Annotated in this window: 21 protein-coding genes; 9 read left to right on the top strand and 12 right to left on the bottom strand. The window is 68.1% G+C overall.

Features of this window, described 5'->3' with window-relative positions; translation table 11 throughout:
- Nucleotides 1-5 precede the first annotated feature (5 nt).
- Nucleotides 6-1,499, bottom strand: a complete 1,494-nt coding sequence (locus ACW9UL_RS22210; protein WP_457788306.1) for a YifB family Mg chelatase-like AAA ATPase — start codon at nucleotides 1,497-1,499, stop codon at nucleotides 6-8.
- 30 nt (nucleotides 1,500-1,529) lie between these two features.
- Complete coding sequence (locus tag ACW9UL_RS22205; protein WP_037052746.1) at nucleotides 1,530-1,790, bottom strand: accessory factor UbiK family protein; 261 nt, start codon at nucleotides 1,788-1,790, stop codon at nucleotides 1,530-1,532.
- Between the two features lie 409 nt (nucleotides 1,791-2,199).
- On the opposite strand from ACW9UL_RS22205, the gene glnK reads away from it, so the two are divergent.
- The 4 genes from glnK (at nucleotide 2,200) to sutA (ending at nucleotide 5,035) form a co-directional block, all read left to right on the top strand.
- Nucleotides 2,200-2,538, top strand: a complete 339-nt coding sequence (glnK, locus tag ACW9UL_RS22200) for a P-II family nitrogen regulator (RefSeq protein WP_003096476.1) — start codon at nucleotides 2,200-2,202, stop codon at nucleotides 2,536-2,538.
- Nucleotides 2,539-2,862: 324 nt separating this feature from the next.
- Entirely contained in the window at nucleotides 2,863-4,113 is a 1,251-nt protein-coding gene (gene amtB / locus ACW9UL_RS22195) for an ammonium transporter AmtB (RefSeq protein ID WP_397497539.1), read from the top strand.
- Nucleotides 4,114-4,211: 98 nt separating this feature from the next.
- Nucleotides 4,212-4,637: a secondary thiamine-phosphate synthase enzyme YjbQ gene (locus tag ACW9UL_RS22190; RefSeq protein WP_122109449.1), complete on the top strand. Its 426-nt coding sequence runs from the start codon at nucleotides 4,212-4,214 to the stop codon at nucleotides 4,635-4,637.
- A 77-nt stretch (nucleotides 4,638-4,714) separates the two neighbouring features.
- Complete coding sequence (gene sutA / locus ACW9UL_RS22185) at nucleotides 4,715-5,035, top strand: dormancy-specific transcriptional regulator SutA (RefSeq protein WP_021444673.1); 321 nt, start codon at nucleotides 4,715-4,717, stop codon at nucleotides 5,033-5,035.
- 64 nt (nucleotides 5,036-5,099) lie between these two features.
- Here sutA and ACW9UL_RS22180 read toward each other — a convergent pair whose 3' ends face one another.
- From ACW9UL_RS22180 to lptM, 6 genes are all read right to left on the bottom strand, one after another.
- Entirely contained in the window at nucleotides 5,100-5,792 is a 693-nt protein-coding gene (locus tag ACW9UL_RS22180; protein ID WP_021444674.1) for an HAD family hydrolase, read from the bottom strand.
- Nucleotides 5,789-6,691, bottom strand: a complete 903-nt coding sequence (gene xerC / locus ACW9UL_RS22175) for a tyrosine recombinase XerC (protein ID WP_122109447.1) — start codon at nucleotides 6,689-6,691, stop codon at nucleotides 5,789-5,791. The genes ACW9UL_RS22180 and xerC overlap by 4 nt, the downstream gene beginning before the upstream one ends.
- A gap of 140 nt (nucleotides 6,692-6,831) precedes the next feature.
- Nucleotides 6,832-7,530 (bottom strand): DUF484 family protein, encoded by a 699-nt coding sequence (locus ACW9UL_RS22170; protein WP_021443486.1) that lies wholly within the window; start codon nucleotides 7,528-7,530, stop codon nucleotides 6,832-6,834.
- On the bottom strand, nucleotides 7,527-8,357 hold the full coding sequence (gene dapF, locus ACW9UL_RS22165) for a diaminopimelate epimerase (RefSeq protein ID WP_031302963.1): 831 nt from the start codon (nucleotides 8,355-8,357) through the stop codon (nucleotides 7,527-7,529). The genes ACW9UL_RS22170 and dapF overlap by 4 nt, the downstream gene beginning before the upstream one ends.
- Nucleotides 8,358-8,367: 10 nt before the next feature.
- Entirely contained in the window at nucleotides 8,368-9,615 is a 1,248-nt protein-coding gene (gene lysA, locus ACW9UL_RS22160; RefSeq protein ID WP_457788305.1) for a diaminopimelate decarboxylase, read from the bottom strand.
- 11 nt (nucleotides 9,616-9,626) lie between these two features.
- Entirely contained in the window at nucleotides 9,627-9,752 is a 126-nt protein-coding gene (lptM, locus tag ACW9UL_RS22155; RefSeq protein WP_003242379.1) for an LPS translocon maturation chaperone LptM, read from the bottom strand.
- 178 nt (nucleotides 9,753-9,930) lie between these two features.
- Between lptM and ACW9UL_RS22150 the strand changes: the two genes are divergently transcribed.
- The 5 genes from ACW9UL_RS22150 to ACW9UL_RS22130 all read left to right on the top strand — a co-directional run bounded on the left by ACW9UL_RS22150 (nucleotide 9,931) and on the right by ACW9UL_RS22130 (nucleotide 12,953).
- Complete coding sequence (locus ACW9UL_RS22150) at nucleotides 9,931-10,968, top strand: AraC family transcriptional regulator (protein ID WP_457788304.1); 1,038 nt, start codon at nucleotides 9,931-9,933, stop codon at nucleotides 10,966-10,968.
- Between the two features lie 68 nt (nucleotides 10,969-11,036).
- Complete coding sequence (gene cyaY / locus ACW9UL_RS22145) at nucleotides 11,037-11,369, top strand: iron donor protein CyaY (RefSeq protein ID WP_021443482.1); 333 nt, start codon at nucleotides 11,037-11,039, stop codon at nucleotides 11,367-11,369.
- Complete coding sequence (locus ACW9UL_RS22140; RefSeq protein ID WP_021443481.1) at nucleotides 11,359-11,565, top strand: DUF1289 domain-containing protein; 207 nt, start codon at nucleotides 11,359-11,361, stop codon at nucleotides 11,563-11,565. Before cyaY ends, ACW9UL_RS22140 begins: the two co-directional genes overlap by 11 nt.
- Nucleotides 11,566-11,684: 119 nt before the next feature.
- Entirely contained in the window at nucleotides 11,685-12,092 is a 408-nt protein-coding gene (rnk, locus tag ACW9UL_RS22135; RefSeq protein ID WP_457788303.1) for a nucleoside diphosphate kinase regulator, read from the top strand.
- Between the two features lie 60 nt (nucleotides 12,093-12,152).
- On the top strand, nucleotides 12,153-12,953 hold the full coding sequence (locus ACW9UL_RS22130; RefSeq protein ID WP_457788302.1) for a lipase family protein: 801 nt from the start codon (nucleotides 12,153-12,155) through the stop codon (nucleotides 12,951-12,953).
- A gap of 6 nt (nucleotides 12,954-12,959) precedes the next feature.
- Here ACW9UL_RS22130 and ACW9UL_RS22125 read toward each other — a convergent pair whose 3' ends face one another.
- The 4 genes from ACW9UL_RS22125 to argH all read right to left on the bottom strand — a co-directional run bounded on the left by ACW9UL_RS22125 (nucleotide 12,960) and on the right by argH (nucleotide 18,040).
- Complete coding sequence (locus tag ACW9UL_RS22125) at nucleotides 12,960-15,818, bottom strand: class I adenylate cyclase (protein WP_457788301.1); 2,859 nt, start codon at nucleotides 15,816-15,818, stop codon at nucleotides 12,960-12,962.
- A gap of 116 nt (nucleotides 15,819-15,934) precedes the next feature.
- Nucleotides 15,935-16,186: a TIGR02647 family protein gene (locus ACW9UL_RS22120; protein WP_122109441.1), complete on the bottom strand. Its 252-nt coding sequence runs from the start codon at nucleotides 16,184-16,186 to the stop codon at nucleotides 15,935-15,937.
- A 104-nt stretch (nucleotides 16,187-16,290) separates the two neighbouring features.
- A complete protein-coding gene (locus ACW9UL_RS22115) occupies nucleotides 16,291-16,566 on the bottom strand; it encodes a hypothetical protein (protein ID WP_457788300.1) in 276 nt (91 codons plus the stop codon).
- 79 nt (nucleotides 16,567-16,645) lie between these two features.
- Nucleotides 16,646-18,040, bottom strand: a complete 1,395-nt coding sequence (gene argH / locus ACW9UL_RS22110; protein ID WP_457788299.1) for an argininosuccinate lyase — start codon at nucleotides 18,038-18,040, stop codon at nucleotides 16,646-16,648.
- Nucleotides 18,041-18,204: the final 164 nt, after the last annotated feature.

Here is an 18,204-nt window from a genome sequence, read left to right as displayed (position 1 = left end):
GTGTCTCAGCCCATCCCCGGTCGATACTGCAGCGCCTCGGCCAGGTGGCCGCGGGCGATCCGCTCTTCGTCCGCCAGGTCGGCCAGGGTGCGTGCCACCTTGAGTACCCGGTGCGCGGCGCGCAGCGACAGGCCGAGGCGCTCGCAGGCATTCTCCAGCCAGTGGCGATCCGTTTCGCTCAGGGCGCAGTGCCGACGCAGCCCGGGCAGGTCGAGAAGGGCGTTGGCCACGCCCTGGCGCCGCAGCTGGCGCTGACGCGCGGCGGCGACCTTGGCCGCGGCCTCAGCGGTGCTTTCGCCATCCTGTGCCGGGACCTCCAGCGCCGTGCTTTCGCGCGCCACGGTCAGGTGCAGGTCGATGCGGTCGAGCAGCGGCCCGGACAACTTGGCGCGGTAGCGCTGGATCTGCTCCGGGGTGCAGCGGCAGCGGTTGCTCGCATCGCCGAGGTAGCCGCAGGGGCAGGGATTCATCGCCGCCACCAGCTGGAAACGCGCCGGGAAACGCACCTTGTCGCGCGCCCGGGCGATGACGATATGGCCGCTCTCCAGCGGTTCGCGCAGCACCTCCAGGACCTTCCTGTCGAACTCCGGCAGCTCGTCGAGGAACAGCACGCCCTGATGCGCCAGGGTGATCTCGCCGGGCTGCGGACGACTGCCACCGCCGACCAGCGCCGGCCCCGAGGCACTATGGTGCGGGGTGCGAAAGGGGCGCTGCGGCCAGTGCTGCAACGGCGTATGACTGGCCACCGAGTGGATCGCCGCCACCTGCAGCGCCTCGCTTTCGTCCAGCGGCGGCAGCAGGCCTGGCAGGCGGCTGGCGAGCAGGGTCTTGCCGGTGCCGGGCGGGCCGCTGAGCAGCAGGTTGTGCGAGCCGGCGGCCGCCACCAGCAGGGCGCGCTTGGCCGCCAATTGGCCCTGCACTTCGGCCAGGTCGGGGTAGGGCAGGCTCTGCCGGAGCAGGCCCTGGGCGGCATAGGGTTCGATGGGGGCCGTGCCGTTGAGGTGCGCGGCGATCTGCAGCAGGTGGTCGACGGCGATCACCCTGAGCCCGGAGGCGAGGCTGGCCTCTTCGGCATTGGCCGCCGGCACCAGCAAGGTGCGTCCGGCTTCGCGGGCGGCCAGCGCCGCCGGCAACACGCCCTGCACCGGGCGCACGGCGCCGGACAGCGCCAGTTCGCCCAGGCACTCGTATGCATCGAGAGATGGGGCCGGTACCTGACCGCTGGCGGCGAGAATGCCCAGGGCGATGGCCAGGTCGAAGCGACCGCCGTCCTTCGGCAAATCGGCGGGGGCCAGATTGAGGGTGATGCGTTTGCTGGGAAATTCGAAGGCGGCGTTGAGAATGGCGCTGCGCACGCGGTCCTTGCTTTCCTTGACCGCGGTCTCCGGCAGGCCGACCAGGGTCAGGGATGGCAGGCCGTTGGCCAGGTGCGCCTCGACGGTGACGGTGGGCGCTTCGACGCCGACCTGGGCGCGGCTGTGGACGAGGGCCAGGGACATGATCACTCCTTGATCGGTCCCGCCGCTGGATCAGTCGGCGGGTGGGTTGAGCTTGGCTTCCAGCTCGGCAACCTTGGCTTCCAGCGCCTCCAGGCGCGCGCGGGTGCGGGCCAATACCACCATCTGGCTGTCGAACTCCTCGCGGCTGACCAGCTCGAGCTTGCTGAAGCCGCTCTGCAGCAGGGCCTTGAACTGGGCCTCCAGCTCCGCGCGCGGTAGCGGGCTGTCGCCGCTGAACAGGCGCGAGGCGTGGCTACTGAGGGTGTCGAGCAGGGCTTTGGGCGGCAGCATGGGCGGGTTCCGAGTACAGACGGCGGGCAGTGTAGCACGTGGTCGGCGGCGGGACGTCGTCCCGTCAGCTGCACGATTTTTGCGCACGGTCGGCGCGCATGGCGCACCAATCTTGTGCGTAAGTGCCGCCGCGGCCTCGCCCCGGTTGCATCAGGCTGCAGGTAAAACCCTGAATCACGGCGCTTTTATGGGAGCTGGCAAGATTTCTGCTTAGGGCCTAGCGACTCATGCACCGATGCAGTACCGGTGCGTCGGACGGAGCGGGGGAGTGTTTCGTCGGGAGCGGTTGGTGGGTATCGGCCACGCCAGGCTGGGCGGTCGGTGCATTACAAAAGCCAGACACTGCGCTTAGACTTGAGCCGGGTTCGCAATTCCTGGGGCAAGTCCACCTTACACGGGAGAAAGTTTCATGAAGCTAGTCACTGCCATCATCAAGCCGTTCAAGTTGGACGATGTGCGCGAGTCGCTGTCGGAGATCGGCGTGCAGGGCATTACCGTCACCGAGGTCAAGGGCTTCGGCCGCCAGAAGGGTCACACCGAGCTGTATCGCGGCGCCGAGTACGTGGTCGACTTCCTGCCCAAGGTGAAGATCGACGTGGCCATCGCCGACGATCAGCTCGATCGCGTCATTGAGGCCATCACCAAGGCGGCCAACACCGGCAAGATCGGCGACGGCAAGATCTTCGTGGTCAATCTGGAACAGGCGATCCGCATCCGTACCGGCGAAACCGATACCGACGCGATCTAAAACCTCCGAACCCCACGCCCCAGGAGTAAACCCATGACTCTGCGAACTTTCGCAGGGCTAGGAGCCCTTTTGCCCTCGATTGGCGGTCTCGCGCCGCTGTCGACGACGAATGCCGGAGTCGGCGAAGTCCTCGCCGCCCCGCTGTGCCTGACCCTCGCAGGTCTCGCGCTCCGCGATGGGAACGCCTGGTCGCCTTGCGGCGCAGGGGGTTCAGCGATCCAGATCGAGCGTGGCAACTACCTGTAAAGCATACGGAACGCGTCCGGAGCCAACCCGGGCGTCTTAACCGAACAGCGCACAATAAGCGCCGGCAAGAGGTGAAAAATGGACAACACAGCATTGACTGCATTGCAGTACGGCTTCGATACCTTCTACTTTCTGATCTGCGGTGCCCTGGTGATGTGGATGGCGGCAGGCTTCGCCATGCTCGAATCCGGCCTGGTCCGCGCCAAGAACACCACCGAGATCCTCACCAAGAACATCGCCCTGTACGCGGTGGCCAGCGTGATGTACCTGGTGATCGGCTACCACATCATGTACTCCAGCCCGGAAGGCGGCATCCTGCCGAGCCTGGGCTTTTTGATCGGCGACGAGAACAGCGTCGACTCGGTACTCGCCGGTGGCGACGATGCGCCTTACTACTCGGCCCGTTCCGACTTCTTCTTCCAGGTGGTGTTCGCCGCGACCTGCATGTCGATCGTCTCCGGTGCGGTGGCCGAGCGCATGAAGCTGTGGGCCTTCCTCGCTTTCGCCGTGGTCATGACCGGTTTCATCTACCCGGTGCAGGGCTTCTGGAAGTGGGGCTCGGGCTTCCTCAACGAAGCCGGCTTCCTCGACTTCGCCGGCTCCGGCGTGGTGCACATGGCCGGCGCTTCGGCGGCCCTGGCTGGCGTGCTGCTGCTCGGTGCGCGTAAGGGCAAGTACGGCGCGGGTGGCCAGGTCAACGCCATCCCCGGCTGCAACCTGCCGCTGGCCACCCTCGGTACCTTCATCCTGTGGATGGGCTGGTTCGGCTTCAACGGCGGCTCGCAGCTGAAGATGAGCACCATCGAAGACGCCAACGCCGTGGCCCAGGTGTTCGTCAACACCAACATGGCCGCCGCCGGTGGCCTGATCGCGGCGATGATCGTGGCGCGCATCCTGTTCGGCAAGTCCGACCTGACCATGGCGCTGAACGGCGCCCTGGCCGGCCTGGTGGCCATCACCGCCGAACCCCTGACCCCGAGCGGTCTGCAGGCGACCCTGATCGGCGGCGTCGGCGGCGTGCTGGTGGTGTTCTCCATCCTCGGCCTGGACAAGCTGAAGATCGACGACCCGGTCGGCGCTATCTCGGTGCACGGCGTGGTCGGCATCTGGGGCCTGCTGGCGGTGTGCCTGACCAACGGCGACGCCTCGCTGGGCGCCCAGCTGCTGGGTATCGCCTGCATCTTCGCCTGGGTCTTCATCGCCAGTCTGATCGTCTGGAGCATCATCAAGGCGGTGATCGGCCTGCGCGTCAGCGAAGAGGAAGAGTACGAGGGCGTGGATATCGCCGAGTGCGGTATGGAGGCCTACCCGGAATTCACCAACAAGTGATTTTCCCGGTAATCGCAAAGGGCGCCTTCGGGCGCCCTTTGTTTTTTCTGACGGCGCGCTAGAATGCGCGCGCTGAAGCCATCGGGAGCGAGAGTCGGATGTGGCAGCAACGCACCGTCAGCCTGCGTCCGCGCAGTCGCGGTTTCCACCTGGTGACCGACGAACTGCTGGCCGCCTTGCCGGAACTGGCGCAGCTGCGCGTCGGTCTGTTGCATCTGTGGCTGCAGCACACCTCGGCGTCGCTGAGCGTCAACGAGAACGCCGACCCCGCGGTGCGCCGCGATTTCGAGCGTTTCTTCAACCGCCTGGTGCCGCAGGGTGAGGGCGGCTACGAACACGACGACGAAGGCCCGGACGACCTGCCGGCGCACTTCAAGGCCAGCCTGCTGGGCTGTCAGCTGCAGCTGCCGATACAGAACGGGCGCCTAGCGCTGGGCAGCTGGCAGGGCATCTACCTCGGCGAGCACCGCGACCATGGCGGCGCCCGGCGGGTGCTGGCGACCTGGCAAGGCGAGGTCATTTGAATTTTTTCCGGTCGGGCAGTGAAGCCTGCGCGACTGGGCTATAACTAACCTGCTTTTCGCAAGTCATGAGGTTGAACATGAGCGACGAAGACCTGGAACAAGACGACCTGGAAGGGGCCGACGAGGACGACGGTGAGGAGCTGGCGGCTGCCGACGACGGCGACAGCGGCGACGAGGGCGACGGCGAAGTCGTAGCCGGCGGCAAGAAGAGCAAGGCCAAGGCCGTCGAAGTCGACGAGCTGCCGAGCATCGAAGCCAAGCAGAAAGAGCGCGACGCGTTGGCCAAGGCGATGGAAGATTTCCTCGCCCGTGGCGGCAAGGTGCAGGAGGTGGAGCCCAACGTGGTCGCCGACCCGCCCAAGAAGCCCGACAGCAAATATGGCAGCCGCCCTATCTGAGGACGGCACGCTGCACGAAACCCGCCCCTGTGGCGGGTTTTTTGTGCCCGGCCCGGGCTACGGCTTACCAGCTAGCGAGCAGCGCCGGCAGTTCGGCCAGGCTGGCGATCTGCGCGTCCGGCGTGGTCTCGGCCTGCCAGCTCAGCCCCTGCGGGTTGAACCAGATCGCACGCAGGCCGGCAGCCTGGGCGCCGGCGATATCGTCGCTGGGGTGGTCGCCGATATGCACCGCCCGCTCGGCCGCCACCCCGGCGCGCCTGAGCGCCTCGCGGAAGGGTTTGGGGTCGGGCTTGCCCACCCCCAGCTCCTCGGCGCAGAGGGCGAAGCGGAAGTATTCCGATAGCCCCAGGCGGCGCACGTCGGCGTTGCCGTTGGTGATCACACCGAGCTGGTAACGCTCGGCCAGGGCTTCCAGCGTGGGGTGCACCTCGGCGAACAGTTCGACCTGGTGGCGCGCGTTGAGAAACACCTGGAACCCCGCCTCGGCCAGCGCCAGGGCTTCGTCATGGCTGTAGCCGGCGCCTTCCAGGGCATGCAGGAGGATGCGCCGGCGCAGTTCGCTGAGGCGGTGCTTGAGCATCGGCTCGGCGCTCAGCAGGCCGCTGCGGATCTGCCACAGGTGTTCCACCGGCACTGCGCCCAGGCGCGGCGCGTGCAGCGCCAGCCAGTTGCGCAGGGCGGCCTCGGCGTCCTGCATCACCGGGGTCACGTCCCACAGGGTGTCGTCGAGGTCGAAGGTGATCAGCTCAATGCTCATGCGGAACCGCCTTTGCGCTTGGCGCGCGGATGGGCCTGGTCGTAGACCTTGGCCAGGTGCTGGAAGTCCAGGTGGGTGTAGATCTGCGTGGTGGCGATATCGGCGTGGCCGAGCAGCTCCTGCACCGCGCGCAGGTCCTGCGACGACTCCAGCATATGGCTGGCGAAGCTGTGGCGCAGCATGTGCGGGTGCAGGTGCTGGCCCAGCTCGCGCACGCCGGCCTGGCGCACCCGTAGCTGCACCGCGCGAGCGCCGAGGCGGCGGCCCTGCTGGCTGACGAACACCGCGCCGTCGCCGGGATTCGCCAGTTTGCGCAGCGCCAGCCACTGCTCCAGCGCCTGGCGCGCCATACGGCCGACCGGCAGCTCGCGCACCTTGTTGCCCTTGCCGCGCACCCGCACCAGGCCGGCGGCCAGGTCGAGGCCGTCGAGGTCCAGGCCGACCAGCTCGGACAGGCGCAGGCCGGAGGAATAGAACAGCTCGAGCATGGCCTGGTCGCGGCGGGCGATGAAGTCGTCCTCCACCGCGCCGTCGAGCAGCTGGGCGCTGCGGTCGGCATCGAGGGTGCGCGGCAGGCGCCGTTCGCGCTTGGGCGGGCTGAGGCCGGCGGCCGGGTCGTGACGGCACAGGCCTTCGCGCAGCAGGTACTGGTACAGGCCGCGGGTGGCCGAGAGCAGGCGCGCCAGGCTGCGGCTGGCCAGGCCCTGCTGGTGCAGGCGAGCGACCAGGCGGCGCAGCTCGCGGGTATCCAGCGCGGCCCAGTCGGCCAACCCCTCCGCCTCGCAGAAGGCCTGTACCTTGCCGAGGTCGCGGCGGTAGCCGTCGAGGGTGTGCAGCGACACCTGGCGCTCGCGACGCAGGTATTCGAGGTAGGCGTCAAGGTCAGCTGCAAGCTTCAAGCTTCAAGCCTCGTAGGATGGGTTTGCGGCGCCAGACACCAGAGTTGAGGGCGTGGCGCCACTCGCGCGGCGCGTAACCATCGGGTGATCTATCGAGCCATGATGGATAGTGCGCCGCTCAACCCATCCGACGACAGTCGTTAGCGTACCGAGCGCAGCGGCGTGGCGAAGCCGGGCAGCACGCGCGCCAGCACTTCGGCGATATAGCCGAGGAACAGAGTGCCGAGCGAGCTCTTGTAGTGTTGCGGATCGACACTGCCGATGGCCAGCACGCCGTGCAGCCCCTGATGGCTGAGCGAAACCACGGCGGCCGAGCCGACCCGGGCAGCGTCGTCCTTGCCGAACAGGAACTCCAGCTCGTGCGGACGCAACACGCCGCAGACGGTCTTGCCACCGCTGAGCAGGCCGCCGATTTGCGCATGCGCTTCGGCCAGGGTGGCCGAGCGGCCTACCGGCAGCTTGTTGTCGCTGAACAGGATCAGGCCGACGAAGGGCACCTGAAACTCGTGGCGCAGGCTGTCTTCCACCGCGCCGACCACCTCTTCCAGGCTGCCGGCGTCGAGCAGGTCGAGCACCAGGCGGCGGGTCTTGTCGAACAGGCGGTCGTTGTCGCGCGCCACGTCCATCAGCTGGCCGAGGCGGTGGCGCATCTCGATGTTGCGTTCGCGCAGCAGCTTGACCTGGCGTTCGACCAGCGACACGGCGTTGCCGGGCTGGTGCGGAATACGCAGCTCGGGAATGAGTTCTTCATGGTCGATGAAGAACTCCGGATGCAGGCGCAGGTAGGCGGCGACCGTTTCCGAGTCGAGCGGCTTGGGGCAATCCTGCTGGTCTGTCATAGGCGAACCTGTCCTTCGTATACGCGCGCAGCGGGCCCGGTCATCATAACCGGCTGCCCTTCGCCTGCCCACTCGATGGACAGCTTGCCGCCCGGCAGTTCCAGCTGCAGCGGCGAATCCATCCAGCCCTGGCGGATCGCCGCGACTGCCGCGGCGCAGGCGCCGGTGCCGCAGGCCAGGGTCTCGCCGGCGCCGCGTTCCCACACGCGCAGGCGCGCATGCTGGCGGTCCTGCACTTGGAGGAAGCCGACGTTGACCCGCTGCGGGAAGCGCGGGTGATGTTCCAGCTTCGGCCCCAGCTCACGCACCGGCGCGTCGTCGACGCTGTCGACGCGCAGCACGGCGTGCGGGTTGCCCATGGACAATGCGGCCAGCTCGACCGTCTCGCCGTCCACCTCGACCTTGTAGCTCAGCGCCGCCTGTTCGGCCTGGAACGGCACCTGCGCCGGCTCCAGGCGCGGCGCGCCCATGTTGACGCAGACCTGGCCGTCGTTCTGTACGCGCAGCTCGATCACGCCGCTTTTGGTCTCGACGCGGATCACCTTCTTGGTGGTCAGGCGCTTGTCCAGCACGAAGCGGGCGAAGCAGCGCGCGCCGTTGCCGCACTGCTCCACCTCCGAGCCGTCGGAGTTGAAGATGCGGTAGCGGAAGTCGACGTCCGGGTGGCTCGGCGGCTCGACGATCAGCAGCTGATCGAAGCCGACGCCGGTGTGGCGGTCGCCCCATTGCTTGGCGTGCTTGGGCTGCACGTGGGCATGCTGACTGATCAGGTCGAGGACCATGAAGTCGTTGCCCAGGCCGTGCATCTTGGTAAAGCGCAATAGCATGGCGTCGCCCTCAGGCCGGCAGCAGGCTTTCGCCGGCATAGAGCTCTTGGACGGTCTCGCGCCGACGCACTTCATAGGCCTGCTCGCCATCCACCAGCACCTCGGCGGCGCGGCCGCGGGTGTTGTAGTTGGAGCTCATGACGAAGCCGTAGGCACCGGCCGAACGCACCGCCAGCAGGTCGCCTTCGGCCAGCACCAGCTGGCGATCCTTGGCGAGGAAGTCGCCGGTTTCGCAGATCGGCCCGACCAGGTCGTAGTTGCGCGGCTCACCGGCGCGCGGCTGCACCGGCGAGACGTCCATCCAGGCCTGGTACAGCGCCGGGCGGATCAGGTCGTTCATCGCCGCATCGACGATGGCGAAGTCCTTGTGCTCGGTGTGCTTGAGGTATTCCACCTGGGTCAGCAGCACGCCGGCGTTGGCCACGATGAAACGGCCCGGCTCGAACACCAGGGCCAGGTCGCGGCCCTTGATGCGCTCGCGCACGGCCTTGATGTAGTCGCCGGCCAGCGGCGGCTGCTCGTCGCGGTACTGCACGCCGAGGCCGCCGCCCAGGTCCAGGTGACGGATGTGGATGCCGCGGCCGGCCAGCTTGTCGACCAACAGCAGCAGGCGATCCAGGGCATCGAGGAAGGGTTCGAGGGTGGTCAGCTGCGAGCCGATATGGCAGTCGACGCCGATCACTTCCAGGTTCGCCAGTTCGGCGGCGCGGGCGTAGACCGCCTCGGCCTGCTCGATGTTGATGCCGAACTTGTTTTCCTTGAGGCCGGTGGAGATGTAGGGGTGAGTGCCGGCGTCCACGTCCGGGTTGACCCGCAGCGACACCGGCGCCTTGACGCCCAGTTCGGACGCCACCTTGTGCAGGCGTTCCAGCTCGACGCTGGATTCGACGTTGAAGCAGTGCACGCCCACTTCCAGGGCGCGGCGCATGTCGTCGCGGCTCTTGCCGACGCCGGAGAAGACGATGCGGCTGGGTTCGCCGCCGGCGGCCAGGACGCGCTCCAGTTCACCGCTGGAGACGATGTCGAAACCGGCGCCGAGGCGCGCCAGCACGTTCAGCACGCCGAGGTTGGAGTTGGCCTTGACGGCGAAGCAGACCAGGTGCGGCAGGCCGGCCAGGGCATCGGCATAGGCGCGGTACTGCGCCTCGATGTGGGCGCGCGAGTAAACGTAGGTCGGTGTGCCGAAGCGCTGGGCCAGCGCGGACAGGGCGACACCTTCCGCGAACAGCTCGCCGTCGCGGTAGGTAAAGGCTTCCATGGGGTGCTCCTTCAGAGTTCGAAACGGTCTCGGCTGTTACCGGCGTTTTCGTCGCCCGGCAGGTACAGCGGGCCTTTCTGTCCGCAGCCGGCCAGCAGGCAGACGGCGGCGAGGAGCGCGAGGGTCAGTCGCTTCATGGGGCGGTCCTTGAAATAAGCGTGAATTGCGCCGGAGTATACCGACCCCCCGCCCCCTTGCCTATGCGCCAGGCGCCCGCCTGGCGGGGGCTGGCTCAATCTGCGCGTGGCCCTGGCGCCAGCTTGCGCGGCGTTTGCCGACGCCTGGGTTAGCATGGGGCAAGCCCAAGGAGCCTCGATGGACAATCCCGCCACACTGGCCAGTTCGGTCTCGGTCGCCTACCTGCAGGGCCTGGTCGATCACCTGCAACGCCAGGGCATAGCCCCTGCGGCGCTGCTCGCCCATGCCCAGCTGGCCCCCGAAGTGCTCGGTCAGCGCGACCAGCGCATTGCCGCCAGCGCCTACCTGAGCCTGCTCGGCGAAGGCGTGCGGCTGAGCGGCGACGACTGCCTCGGCCTGCACCTGGGCGAGGCGGTGCGGCCCGGCTACTACGGCGTGCTCGGCTACCTGATCATGAGTTGCGCGACCCTGGCCGATGCCCTGCATCGCCAGGCGCGTTATGCCGCCTTGGTCGGCAACCTGGGCCTGGTCGGCCTCGACGACGAGCCGCCGCGCCCCGGTGGCGAGCCATTGGTGGCGCACAGCTGGCAGCCGCTGCTGGCGCAGCAGCAACGCCAGCTCAGCGAGGAGACCCTGGCCGGTTGGGTCAGCTTCGGTCGCTGGATCAGCGGCCTGGACATCCCGCCCAGCGAGGTGCGCTTCCAGCACCCGGCGCCGGCCGATACCTCCGAGCACGAGCGGATCTTCCGTTGCCCGGTGCTGTTCGGCCAGGCCGACAACGCCCTGGTGTTCCCCAAGCGCCTGCTGGCGGTGCCGCTGGGCCAGGCCGACGCCCAGGTGCGGCTGATGCTCGACGCCTACGCCGACCGCCTGCTCGGCGAGTTGCGCCAGGGTCACAGCGTGCTGGATCGGGCGCGCCTGGAACTGGCGCGCCAGCTGCCCGAGCAGGGGCCGGATCTGGAGGCCATCGCCAGCGCCCTGGCGCTCAGCCCGCGCACCCTGCAGCGGCGCCTGCGCGAAGGCGGCCTGTCGTTCAGTCAGCTGGTCGACGAGACGCGCCAGCAACTGGCGCTGCACTACCTGCGCGACCCGGCGCTGGGGCTGGCGGAAATCGCCTTTCTGGTCGGCTTCAGCGAGCCCGGTTCGCTGGCGCGCGCCTTTCGCCGCTGGACGGGAGGGAGTCCTGGCGAGTACCGTCGCCACCTTCTCGGCTAGGCCGGCTACCCCGGTCTGGCGTTTTCGCCTATTTTTCTGCAGTCGCTGCACCTTGTGAGGACACCCCGATGAGCCTGAGCGAAGCCCGCTTCCACGACCTGGTCGATGCCACCCAGCAGGCGGTGGAAGACATCTTTGACGACAGCGGTCTGGACGTCGACCTGGAGAACAGCGGCGGCGTGCTCACCGTGCGTTTCGACAACGGCAGCCAACTGATCTTCAGCCGTCAGGAGCCGATCCGTCAGCTGTGGCTGGCGGCGCGTTCCGGCGGCTTCCACTTCGACTTCGACGAAGCCAGCGAGCGCTGGATCTGCGACAGCAGCGACGAGCAGCTGGGCGAGATGCTGGTGCGTATCACCCTCGAGCAGTGCGGCACCGAGCTGGAGTTCGATGAGCTCTGAGCCCGGCTCGCGCGACACGGCGCCGCTGGCCTCGCCCTGCCGACGCCAGTGCTGCCTGGACGATGGCGACGTCTGCCTCGGCTGCGGTCGCACCCTGCAGGACATCCTCGACTGGGGCGCGGCCGACGACGCCCGGCGCCGGCAGATCTGCCGCGAGGCCGAACAGCGCCTGCGCCAGCGCAAGGCGGCGCCCTGACCGGGCGGTCTTGTTTATTTGCCCGGCTGTGTTAGGGTCGGCCTAAGGTTTCGCAAAACCCCGCCTTCGGGCGGGGTTTTGCTTTTTCTGCGCCCAGCACGAGGAGTCAGGCCGCCATCATGAGCAACACGCCCGCTATCACCATTACCCGTCTCGACCTGCAGCGCCTCGAGCGTCTGCTCGACAGCCTGGAGGATCTCGGCCCCGGCGCCACCGCGCTGCAGGCCGAGCTGGATCGTGCCGAGGTGGTCGGGCACGACGAGGTGCCGGCCGGCGTGGTGACCATGAACTCGCGGGTGCACTGCCGCGAGGAGAGCAGCGGCAAGGATTACCACCTGACCCTGGTCTACCCGCAGGACGCCGGCGGCGAGGGCACCGTCAGCATCCTCGCGCCGATCGGCTGCGCCCTGCTCGGCCTGTCCGTCGGCCAGCATATCGACTGGCCGGCGCCTGGCGGCAAGCTGCTCAAGCTGACCCTGCTGGCGGTGGAATACCAGCCGGAGGCCGCGGGCGAATACGTTCGCTGAGTGGCCGCTGCGCGGGGCGCTGGACTAGAGTATGAGCTTGTCCGGCAAGGAGGCCCTGCGATGCCCAGTCTGCCCCTCTATTTCCCCCAAGGTTTCCAGTTGTCCCGCGCCCTGGGCTGCGCCCAGCTGGTGGTCGCGGCCTACGATCAGTACCAGCAGTGGCAGGCCCAGGGCCGGCCGCGACGGGCACAGGATTTCCACTGGCAAGCGCCGGCGCTGCCGGGCTGGCGTTTTTCCGCGGTGGTGTGGAGCAGCCTCACCGAGTTCTGGATATTCGACGAGGCGGAGCCTTTCGGTTTCGCCGCCTGCGATCCGCGGGGCGACTGCTACCTGGTGTTCCGCGGCACCGAGTCGGTGCAGGACTGGCTCGACGACCTCGACCTGGACCAGCGGGCCTACCCCTGGCAGGCCGGCGTCGGTCAGGTGCATGACGGTTTCCTCACGCTCTATGCTTCGCTGCGCGACCAGGCCCTGCAGGCACTCGACCACCTGCAGCCGAGTCAGGCGCTATGGCTCTGCGGGCATAGCCTCGGCTGCGCATTGAGCAGCCTGGCGGTGCCCGATCTGCGCCTGCGCTGTCCCTCGCTGCCGCTGCAGCACTACAACTTCGCCAGTCCGCGCCTGGCCGCACCGGCCTTTGCCGCCTACTACAACGGTCTGGACGTACCCACCTATCGCCTGGTCAACGACAGCGACCTGGTGCCCGAGGTGCCGCCCGCGGTCAGCGACCGCTGGCTGTACCAGCACCTGGGCCTGGCAGTGAGCTTCACTGCCAGCTACGGCGGTGTAGCCGACAACCACAGCCTGGCCGACTGCTATCTCTACGCCCTGCTCCATCCCCAGGCGCCGATGCGCGACTGAGGGCTCTCAGGCCTGCTGCAGCGCCGCGTTCAGTGCATCCTCCAGTTCGCTCTTGTAGCGCAGGTAGTGCACGGTCTGCGCCTGCTGGCTGGCGAGCAGGGCGGACAGGTCGAGGTCGGTGATGTAGCAGGGGTAGCGCTCGCCGCCGGCGCGCTGGGCGAGGATATGCCGGGCCACGGCGCGGTACAGCTCGCGGCCGTACTCCAGCTCGGAAAACTCGCGGTGGTTGCAGTACAGGGTGACGTGCGGCTGGCGGCCGTCGCCCGGTTCGAGGATCGCCTGCACGTCGTAGAACGGGTGGCTGACCGGCGCCTGCGGCGGCGGCCGGCGTTCCAGGCGCTGGGCGCGCAGCGGCGCGGCGGGCAGCAGCTGGTAGTAGAGGATTTCCAGCGCCGGCCCGGCATCGCCGCTGTCCAGCGGCAGCATGGCGTTGCGCCGGTACAGCAGCGACTGCAGGAAGCGCTGCAGCGGGGTGAGCAGGCTCTGTTCGTCGCGAAACGGCAGGCGCCGGCGCCACAGCGCGTTGTGTTCGTCGAGCAGGGTCAGCTCGGCGTCGCCGGTGCTCTCGTGCAGGCGATAGAACAGCTGGATGCACTGCGGCCGGCCCATTGGCAGGATCAGCGCCAGGTCATCGCCGTCCAGCGCGTGGCGGTCCAGGTGCAGCGGGCTGTACAGCTCCTGCTCGCCGCCGAGGTGGTCGAGCAGCGCCGGCAAATCGCCCAGCACGGCATGGCTGACCTGGCCCGGGGTCAGCTGCAGCACGTGGTAGTGCTGGCGGATCTGCACCAGGTAGCGCGCCTGGCGGCCCTCGGCGTAGGTGGCGAGCAGGTCGCGCAGCAGCTCCTCGACCCGCTCGGCGATGGCCGTCGCGCGGTTGCGGCAGAAGCAGCGCACCTGCACCTGGGGCTGCGCGCCGTCCGACGGCAGGCTGTTGAGCAGGTCGCGCAGGCAGTCGAGCAGGGCGTCGGCGCCGTCGTAGCGGCTGACCTGCAACTCGTTCCAGCTGTTGAGCACGATCTGGTCGAGGGTCAGCACCAGGTTCTCGCGCACCCCGGAATAACCCAGGGCGTCGGTGCGCCCGCTGGTCATGTGCACGTTCATCTGGCTGTGCTGCGGCAGCGGGTCGACGCCGACGTTGACCAGCAGCAGCACCTGGCTGGGGCGGCTGGCGCGCAGCAGGGCGGCCTCCGCCACGCTGGGCAGCGGCAGGGGGAAGGCCTGCTGCAGGCTGGCGATCAGGTTGGACAGCTCGAACTCGCTGAGATCGCTGTTGCCCGGGTGCAGCGACAGCCGCGTGCTGGCGTCGATCACGCCGTTGCGGTGGCACCAGGCGAGCAGTTCGATCAGCTCGCGGGCGCGCTTCAGCGGGGCGAAGTCGGGCCATTCCTGGGTGCCCAGGCTGCCGTTGAACAGCGCCCACTGATGTTCCTCGGGCGATTCCGGGCTGGGGTGGCGCACCAGGGTCAGGGTGTCCTCGGCCAGGTCCGGGGCGATGCCCGGGTTGATGAACTCGACCTTGCCGGCCTTGCGCTCGAAGGCGGCGTACAGGCGTCGGCCCAGTACGTTGAGGTCGCGGTTGTTCAGCGAGCTGCCGGTCTGTGCGCTGCGGGCGAACTGGGAGAGGAAGCGGTAGCTGTAGGTCAGTTCGTTGACCAGCACGCGCCGCTCGGCGCCGACCTGGCGCACCTTCCACTGGCTGCGGCTGTCGAGCAGGCTGAGCTGGCGCGCATCCCAGCCCCACTCGCCGGTCAGGCGTTCGAGCAGCAGGCGCTGCCAGCTCTTGGTGCGGCCGCGGGTCGGCGGCCGGCTGATCTTCTTGTTCACCTTCAGGTACAGGCAGCGGCGAATCAGCTCCAGGCGCTCGCGGTCGCCGCGGGCGCCGAGGTACTCCTCCAGGCGCCGGTAGACGACGATATAGGGGTCGAGCTCGTCGAGGTCGAGGCGGCCCTCGAACACCGCCTGCTTGAAGCGCAGCGACAGGCACTCGACCCTGGGGTGCTCGCTGGCGTAGACCTCGGTGAGCAGCAGCTTGAGCACCGACTTGTAGGGCGACTCGATGCCCTTGTACAGCTGCCACATGCCGGCGCCGATGAACTCCTCCGGCGGGATGTGCGCCAGGTGGCCGAGGTCGAGCACGTCCTCGGCGCGCACGAAGCGCTTGCTCAGCAGGGTACGGCAGTAGTCGTGATAGCGCGGCTCTTCGTAGACCGGCACCAGCCACCAGATCGGCGTGCGCCCGCCGAGCCAGATCGCCGTGCGGTAGAACTCGTCGAGCAGCAGGTAGTGCTGGGTGGTGCCGCAGTCGTCGGAGCTCAGCTGCGCCTCGCGCGCGCCCTGGGCGAAGCGCTGCGGGTCGACCAGGAACAGGTGCACTTCGGCGCCCTGGGTGGCGGCCCAGCTCTCCAGCTGGTCGCACTTCTTGCGCAGGTCCTGCAGTTCCCGGGCGCTGAGGGTCGGCGCGTGGCACAGCCACAGGTCCATGTCGCTCTGCTCGGCCTGCGCCACGGTGCCCAGGCTGCCCATCAGGAACAGGCCGTGCAGCGGCGCGGCGCCCTGGCCGCGGCGCGGCTTGTAGACGAAGGAGCGGGTCAGACGCTGGACTTCGGCGAGCACCTCGTCGTCCGGCTCGAAGCCGCTCAGGCCGGCCGGCGTGCTGGCGCAGACATAGCCCGGCAGCAGCGGATGGTTGACGTGCAGCAGCAGCGGCAGCAGCTTGAGCACCAGCTGCTGGCGCGTCGACAGGCCCTGCCGCGCGCGCTGCAGGCGGCCCTGGTTGATCTGCAGAAAGCGCGCGCGCAGCTGCGCCAGCACCTTGCGGTCGATGCCGTCGTCGATGTCCGGGCGAATTTCCAGGGTGCGCGTCATGCTCGAGCTCTACGGGGAATGGTGCAAGCCTATCAGCGGCGCGCATCCACTGCAGTGCCTGACGCTATATCGCCCGCCGGGGCCGATAGTGTAGGGCGGCGGGCGAAGGATCTTGCTTAAGCGGGTGTCTTGCTGGTGCTGAGAATGGTCAGCAGGCTCTGCGCGTGTTCGGCGGCGTCGATGCCCAGGCTGGTCAGGTAGCCACCGTCGGCCTGGCTGACCAGGCCCTTCTCATGCAGGCGGGTGATGGCGCCCTGGGCCTTGAACGAGGCATTGTTGTGCACCTTGAGCCCCTCCTGGTGATTGTCCAGGTTGTACAGGGCGAGGATTTCCAGCTCGTCGATCAGTTCGGGGGTAAAGGATTTCATGGCGACTCCGCTCTTGTTGTTATAAGGCCGACGCGACTGCCGGGTTCGGGTCTGTGCAGTGTAGTGAGGGATTTGCGCGCTCGCCTGTGCGACCTTCGCCGCATTCAGTCCTGCTGCTCGGGCAGCTCCGGCAGGGCGCGCAGGGCCTGCTCGTACCAGGCGGCATCGAACGGGCGGTCGTCACGCAGCATGGCGTCGACCTCGTGGGCCAGCACCAGGGCCATCAGCTGGAGGATTTCCTCGCGCGCATAGCCGACCAGGCTGAGCTTGTTGTACACCGCCTGCGCGGCGGCCGGCTCGCCGGCTTCCAGCTGGTTCTCGATGGCCTGGATCAGGGTGGCTTCGGCGAAATCTTCTTCGTTGTCGTCGTGATCGCTCATGCGAGGGATTCTCCGCTAGGTGTTGCGTGCCGTCTGCCTTCTTCCGCTGGAGAAAAGGCAGGCCCGTTGCGCTGCTCGTTCAGCGTGCCGCCAGCAGCTCGCGGCCACGCACCACGGCGGCGCGCACCTGGTTCGGCGCGGTGCCGCCGATATGGTCGCGAGCATTGACCGAGCCTTCCAGAGTCAGCACGGCGAACACGTCCTGCTCGATCTCGCCGCTGAACTGGCGCAGCTCGTCCAGGCTCATCTCGGCCAGGTCCTTGCCGCTGTCCACGCCGTATTTCACCGCATGCCCGACGATCTCGTGGCAGTCGCGGAACGGCAGGCCCTTGCGCACCAGGTAGTCGGCCAGGTCGGTGGCGGTGGAGAAGCCGCGCAGCGCCGCCTCGCGCATGATCGCGCGCTTGGGTTTGATCGCCGGGACCATGTCGGCGAAGGCCCGCAGCGAATCGCGCAGGGTGTCGGCGGCGTCGAACAGCGGTTCCTTGTCTTCCTGGTTGTCCTTGTTGTAGGCCAGCGGCTGGCCTTTCATCAGGGTCAGCAGGCCCATCAGCGCGCCGAACACCCGGCCGCTCTTGCCGCGTACCAGCTCCGGTACGTCGGGGTTTTTCTTCTGCGGCATGATCGAGCTGCCGGTGCAGAAACGGTCCGGCAGGTCGATGAACTGGAACTGGGCGCTGGTCCACAGCACCAGCTCTTCGGAGAAGCGCGACAGGTGCATCATCGCCAGGGAGGCGGCGGCGCAGAATTCGATGGCGAAGTCGCGATCCGACACGCCGTCCAGGGAGTTGCCGCCAACGGCGTCGAAACCCAGCAACTGTGCGGTGATCTCGCGCTGGATCGGGTAGGTGGTGCCGGCCAGCGCGGCGCTGCCCAGGGGCATGCGGTTGGTGCGCTTGCGGCAGTCCACCAGGCGCTCGTAGTCGCGCGACAGCATCTCGAACCAGGCCAGCAGGTGGTGGCCGAAGGTCACCGGCTGGGCGGTCTGCAGGTGGGTGAAGCCGGGCATGATGGTGTCCGCCTCGGCTTCGGCCAGCCCCAGCAGGCCCTGCTGCAGGCGGGTGATCTCGGCGAGGATCAGGTCGATCTCGTCGCGCAGCCACAGGCGGATGTCGGTGGCCACCTGGTCGTTGCGCGAGCGCCCGGTGTGCAGCTTCTTGCCGGTGACGCCGATGCGGTCGGTCAGGCGCGCCTCGATATTCATGTGCACGTCTTCCAGGTCGACGCGCCAGTCGAAGCTGCCGGCCTCGATCTCGGCCTGGATCTGCCCCAGGCCGTCGATGATCGCATCGCGCTCGGCATCGGTGAGCACGCCGACCTTGGCCAGCATGCTGGCGTGGGCGATGGAGCCCATGATGTCGTGGCGATATAGGCGCTTGTCGAATTCCACCGAGGCGGTGAAGCGGGCGACGAAGGCGTCGACGGGCTCGCTGAAGCGGCCGCCCCAGGATTGGTTGGTTTTTTCGCTGCTCATGGTTCGGGCTCTGGATCGGGCGGGCCGCGTGCGGCGGCCGGCATGGCGGACAAAGTGCGCCGATAATAACAGGGTCGGTGGCCCTTTCGCCGCGCCGCGTTTGCCGCCCAGCAGGCGTCGGCGCTGTCGGCTGCTTCACAATTTTGTCGCGGCGGCGGCATTTC

It is taken from the genome of Pseudomonas sp. PL-6 (genome assembly GCF_054110165.1).
The sequence above is the reverse complement of the archived record's forward strand: the minus strand, read 5'-3'. Positions and strand labels throughout refer to the sequence as shown.

Bases quoted from the DNA above. Each gene is read 5' to 3' on its own strand.
- ACW9UL_RS22140 (WP_021443481.1), top strand. From the start codon at position 11,359: ATGAGCTCTGAGCCCGGCTCGCGCGACACGGCGCCGCTGGCCTCGCCC.
- ACW9UL_RS22210 (WP_457788306.1), bottom strand. From the start codon at position 1,499: ATGTCCCTGGCCCTCGTCCACAGCCGCGCCCAGGTCGGCGTCGAAGCG.
- dapF (WP_031302963.1), bottom strand. From the start codon at position 8,357: ATGCTATTGCGCTTTACCAAGATGCACGGCCTGGGCAACGACTTCATG.
- ACW9UL_RS22120 (WP_122109441.1), bottom strand. From the start codon at position 16,186: ATGAAATCCTTTACCCCCGAACTGATCGACGAGCTGGAAATCCTCGCC.
- lysA (WP_457788305.1), bottom strand. From the start codon at position 9,615: ATGGAAGCCTTTACCTACCGCGACGGCGAGCTGTTCGCGGAAGGTGTC.
- ACW9UL_RS22205 (WP_037052746.1), bottom strand. From the start codon at position 1,790: ATGCTGCCGCCCAAAGCCCTGCTCGACACCCTCAGTAGCCACGCCTCG.
- cyaY (WP_021443482.1), top strand. From the start codon at position 11,037: ATGAGCCTGAGCGAAGCCCGCTTCCACGACCTGGTCGATGCCACCCAG.
- ACW9UL_RS22115 (WP_457788300.1), bottom strand. From the start codon at position 16,566: ATGAGCGATCACGACGACAACGAAGAAGATTTCGCCGAAGCCACCCTG.
- rnk (WP_457788303.1), top strand. From the start codon at position 11,685: ATGAGCAACACGCCCGCTATCACCATTACCCGTCTCGACCTGCAGCGC.
- ACW9UL_RS22180 (WP_021444674.1), bottom strand. From the start codon at position 5,792: ATGAGCATTGAGCTGATCACCTTCGACCTCGACGACACCCTGTGGGAC.
- sutA (WP_021444673.1), top strand. From the start codon at position 4,715: ATGAGCGACGAAGACCTGGAACAAGACGACCTGGAAGGGGCCGACGAG.
- lptM (WP_003242379.1), bottom strand. From the start codon at position 9,752: ATGAAGCGACTGACCCTCGCGCTCCTCGCCGCCGTCTGCCTGCTGGCC.
- glnK (WP_003096476.1), top strand. From the start codon at position 2,200: ATGAAGCTAGTCACTGCCATCATCAAGCCGTTCAAGTTGGACGATGTG.
- ACW9UL_RS22190 (WP_122109449.1), top strand. From the start codon at position 4,212: ATGTGGCAGCAACGCACCGTCAGCCTGCGTCCGCGCAGTCGCGGTTTC.
- argH (WP_457788299.1), bottom strand. From the start codon at position 18,040: ATGAGCAGCGAAAAAACCAACCAATCCTGGGGCGGCCGCTTCAGCGAG.
- ACW9UL_RS22130 (WP_457788302.1), top strand. From the start codon at position 12,153: ATGCCCAGTCTGCCCCTCTATTTCCCCCAAGGTTTCCAGTTGTCCCGC.
- amtB (WP_397497539.1), top strand. From the start codon at position 2,863: ATGGACAACACAGCATTGACTGCATTGCAGTACGGCTTCGATACCTTC.
- ACW9UL_RS22125 (WP_457788301.1), bottom strand. From the start codon at position 15,818: ATGACGCGCACCCTGGAAATTCGCCCGGACATCGACGACGGCATCGAC.
- ACW9UL_RS22150 (WP_457788304.1), top strand. From the start codon at position 9,931: ATGGACAATCCCGCCACACTGGCCAGTTCGGTCTCGGTCGCCTACCTG.
- ACW9UL_RS22170 (WP_021443486.1), bottom strand. From the start codon at position 7,530: ATGACAGACCAGCAGGATTGCCCCAAGCCGCTCGACTCGGAAACGGTC.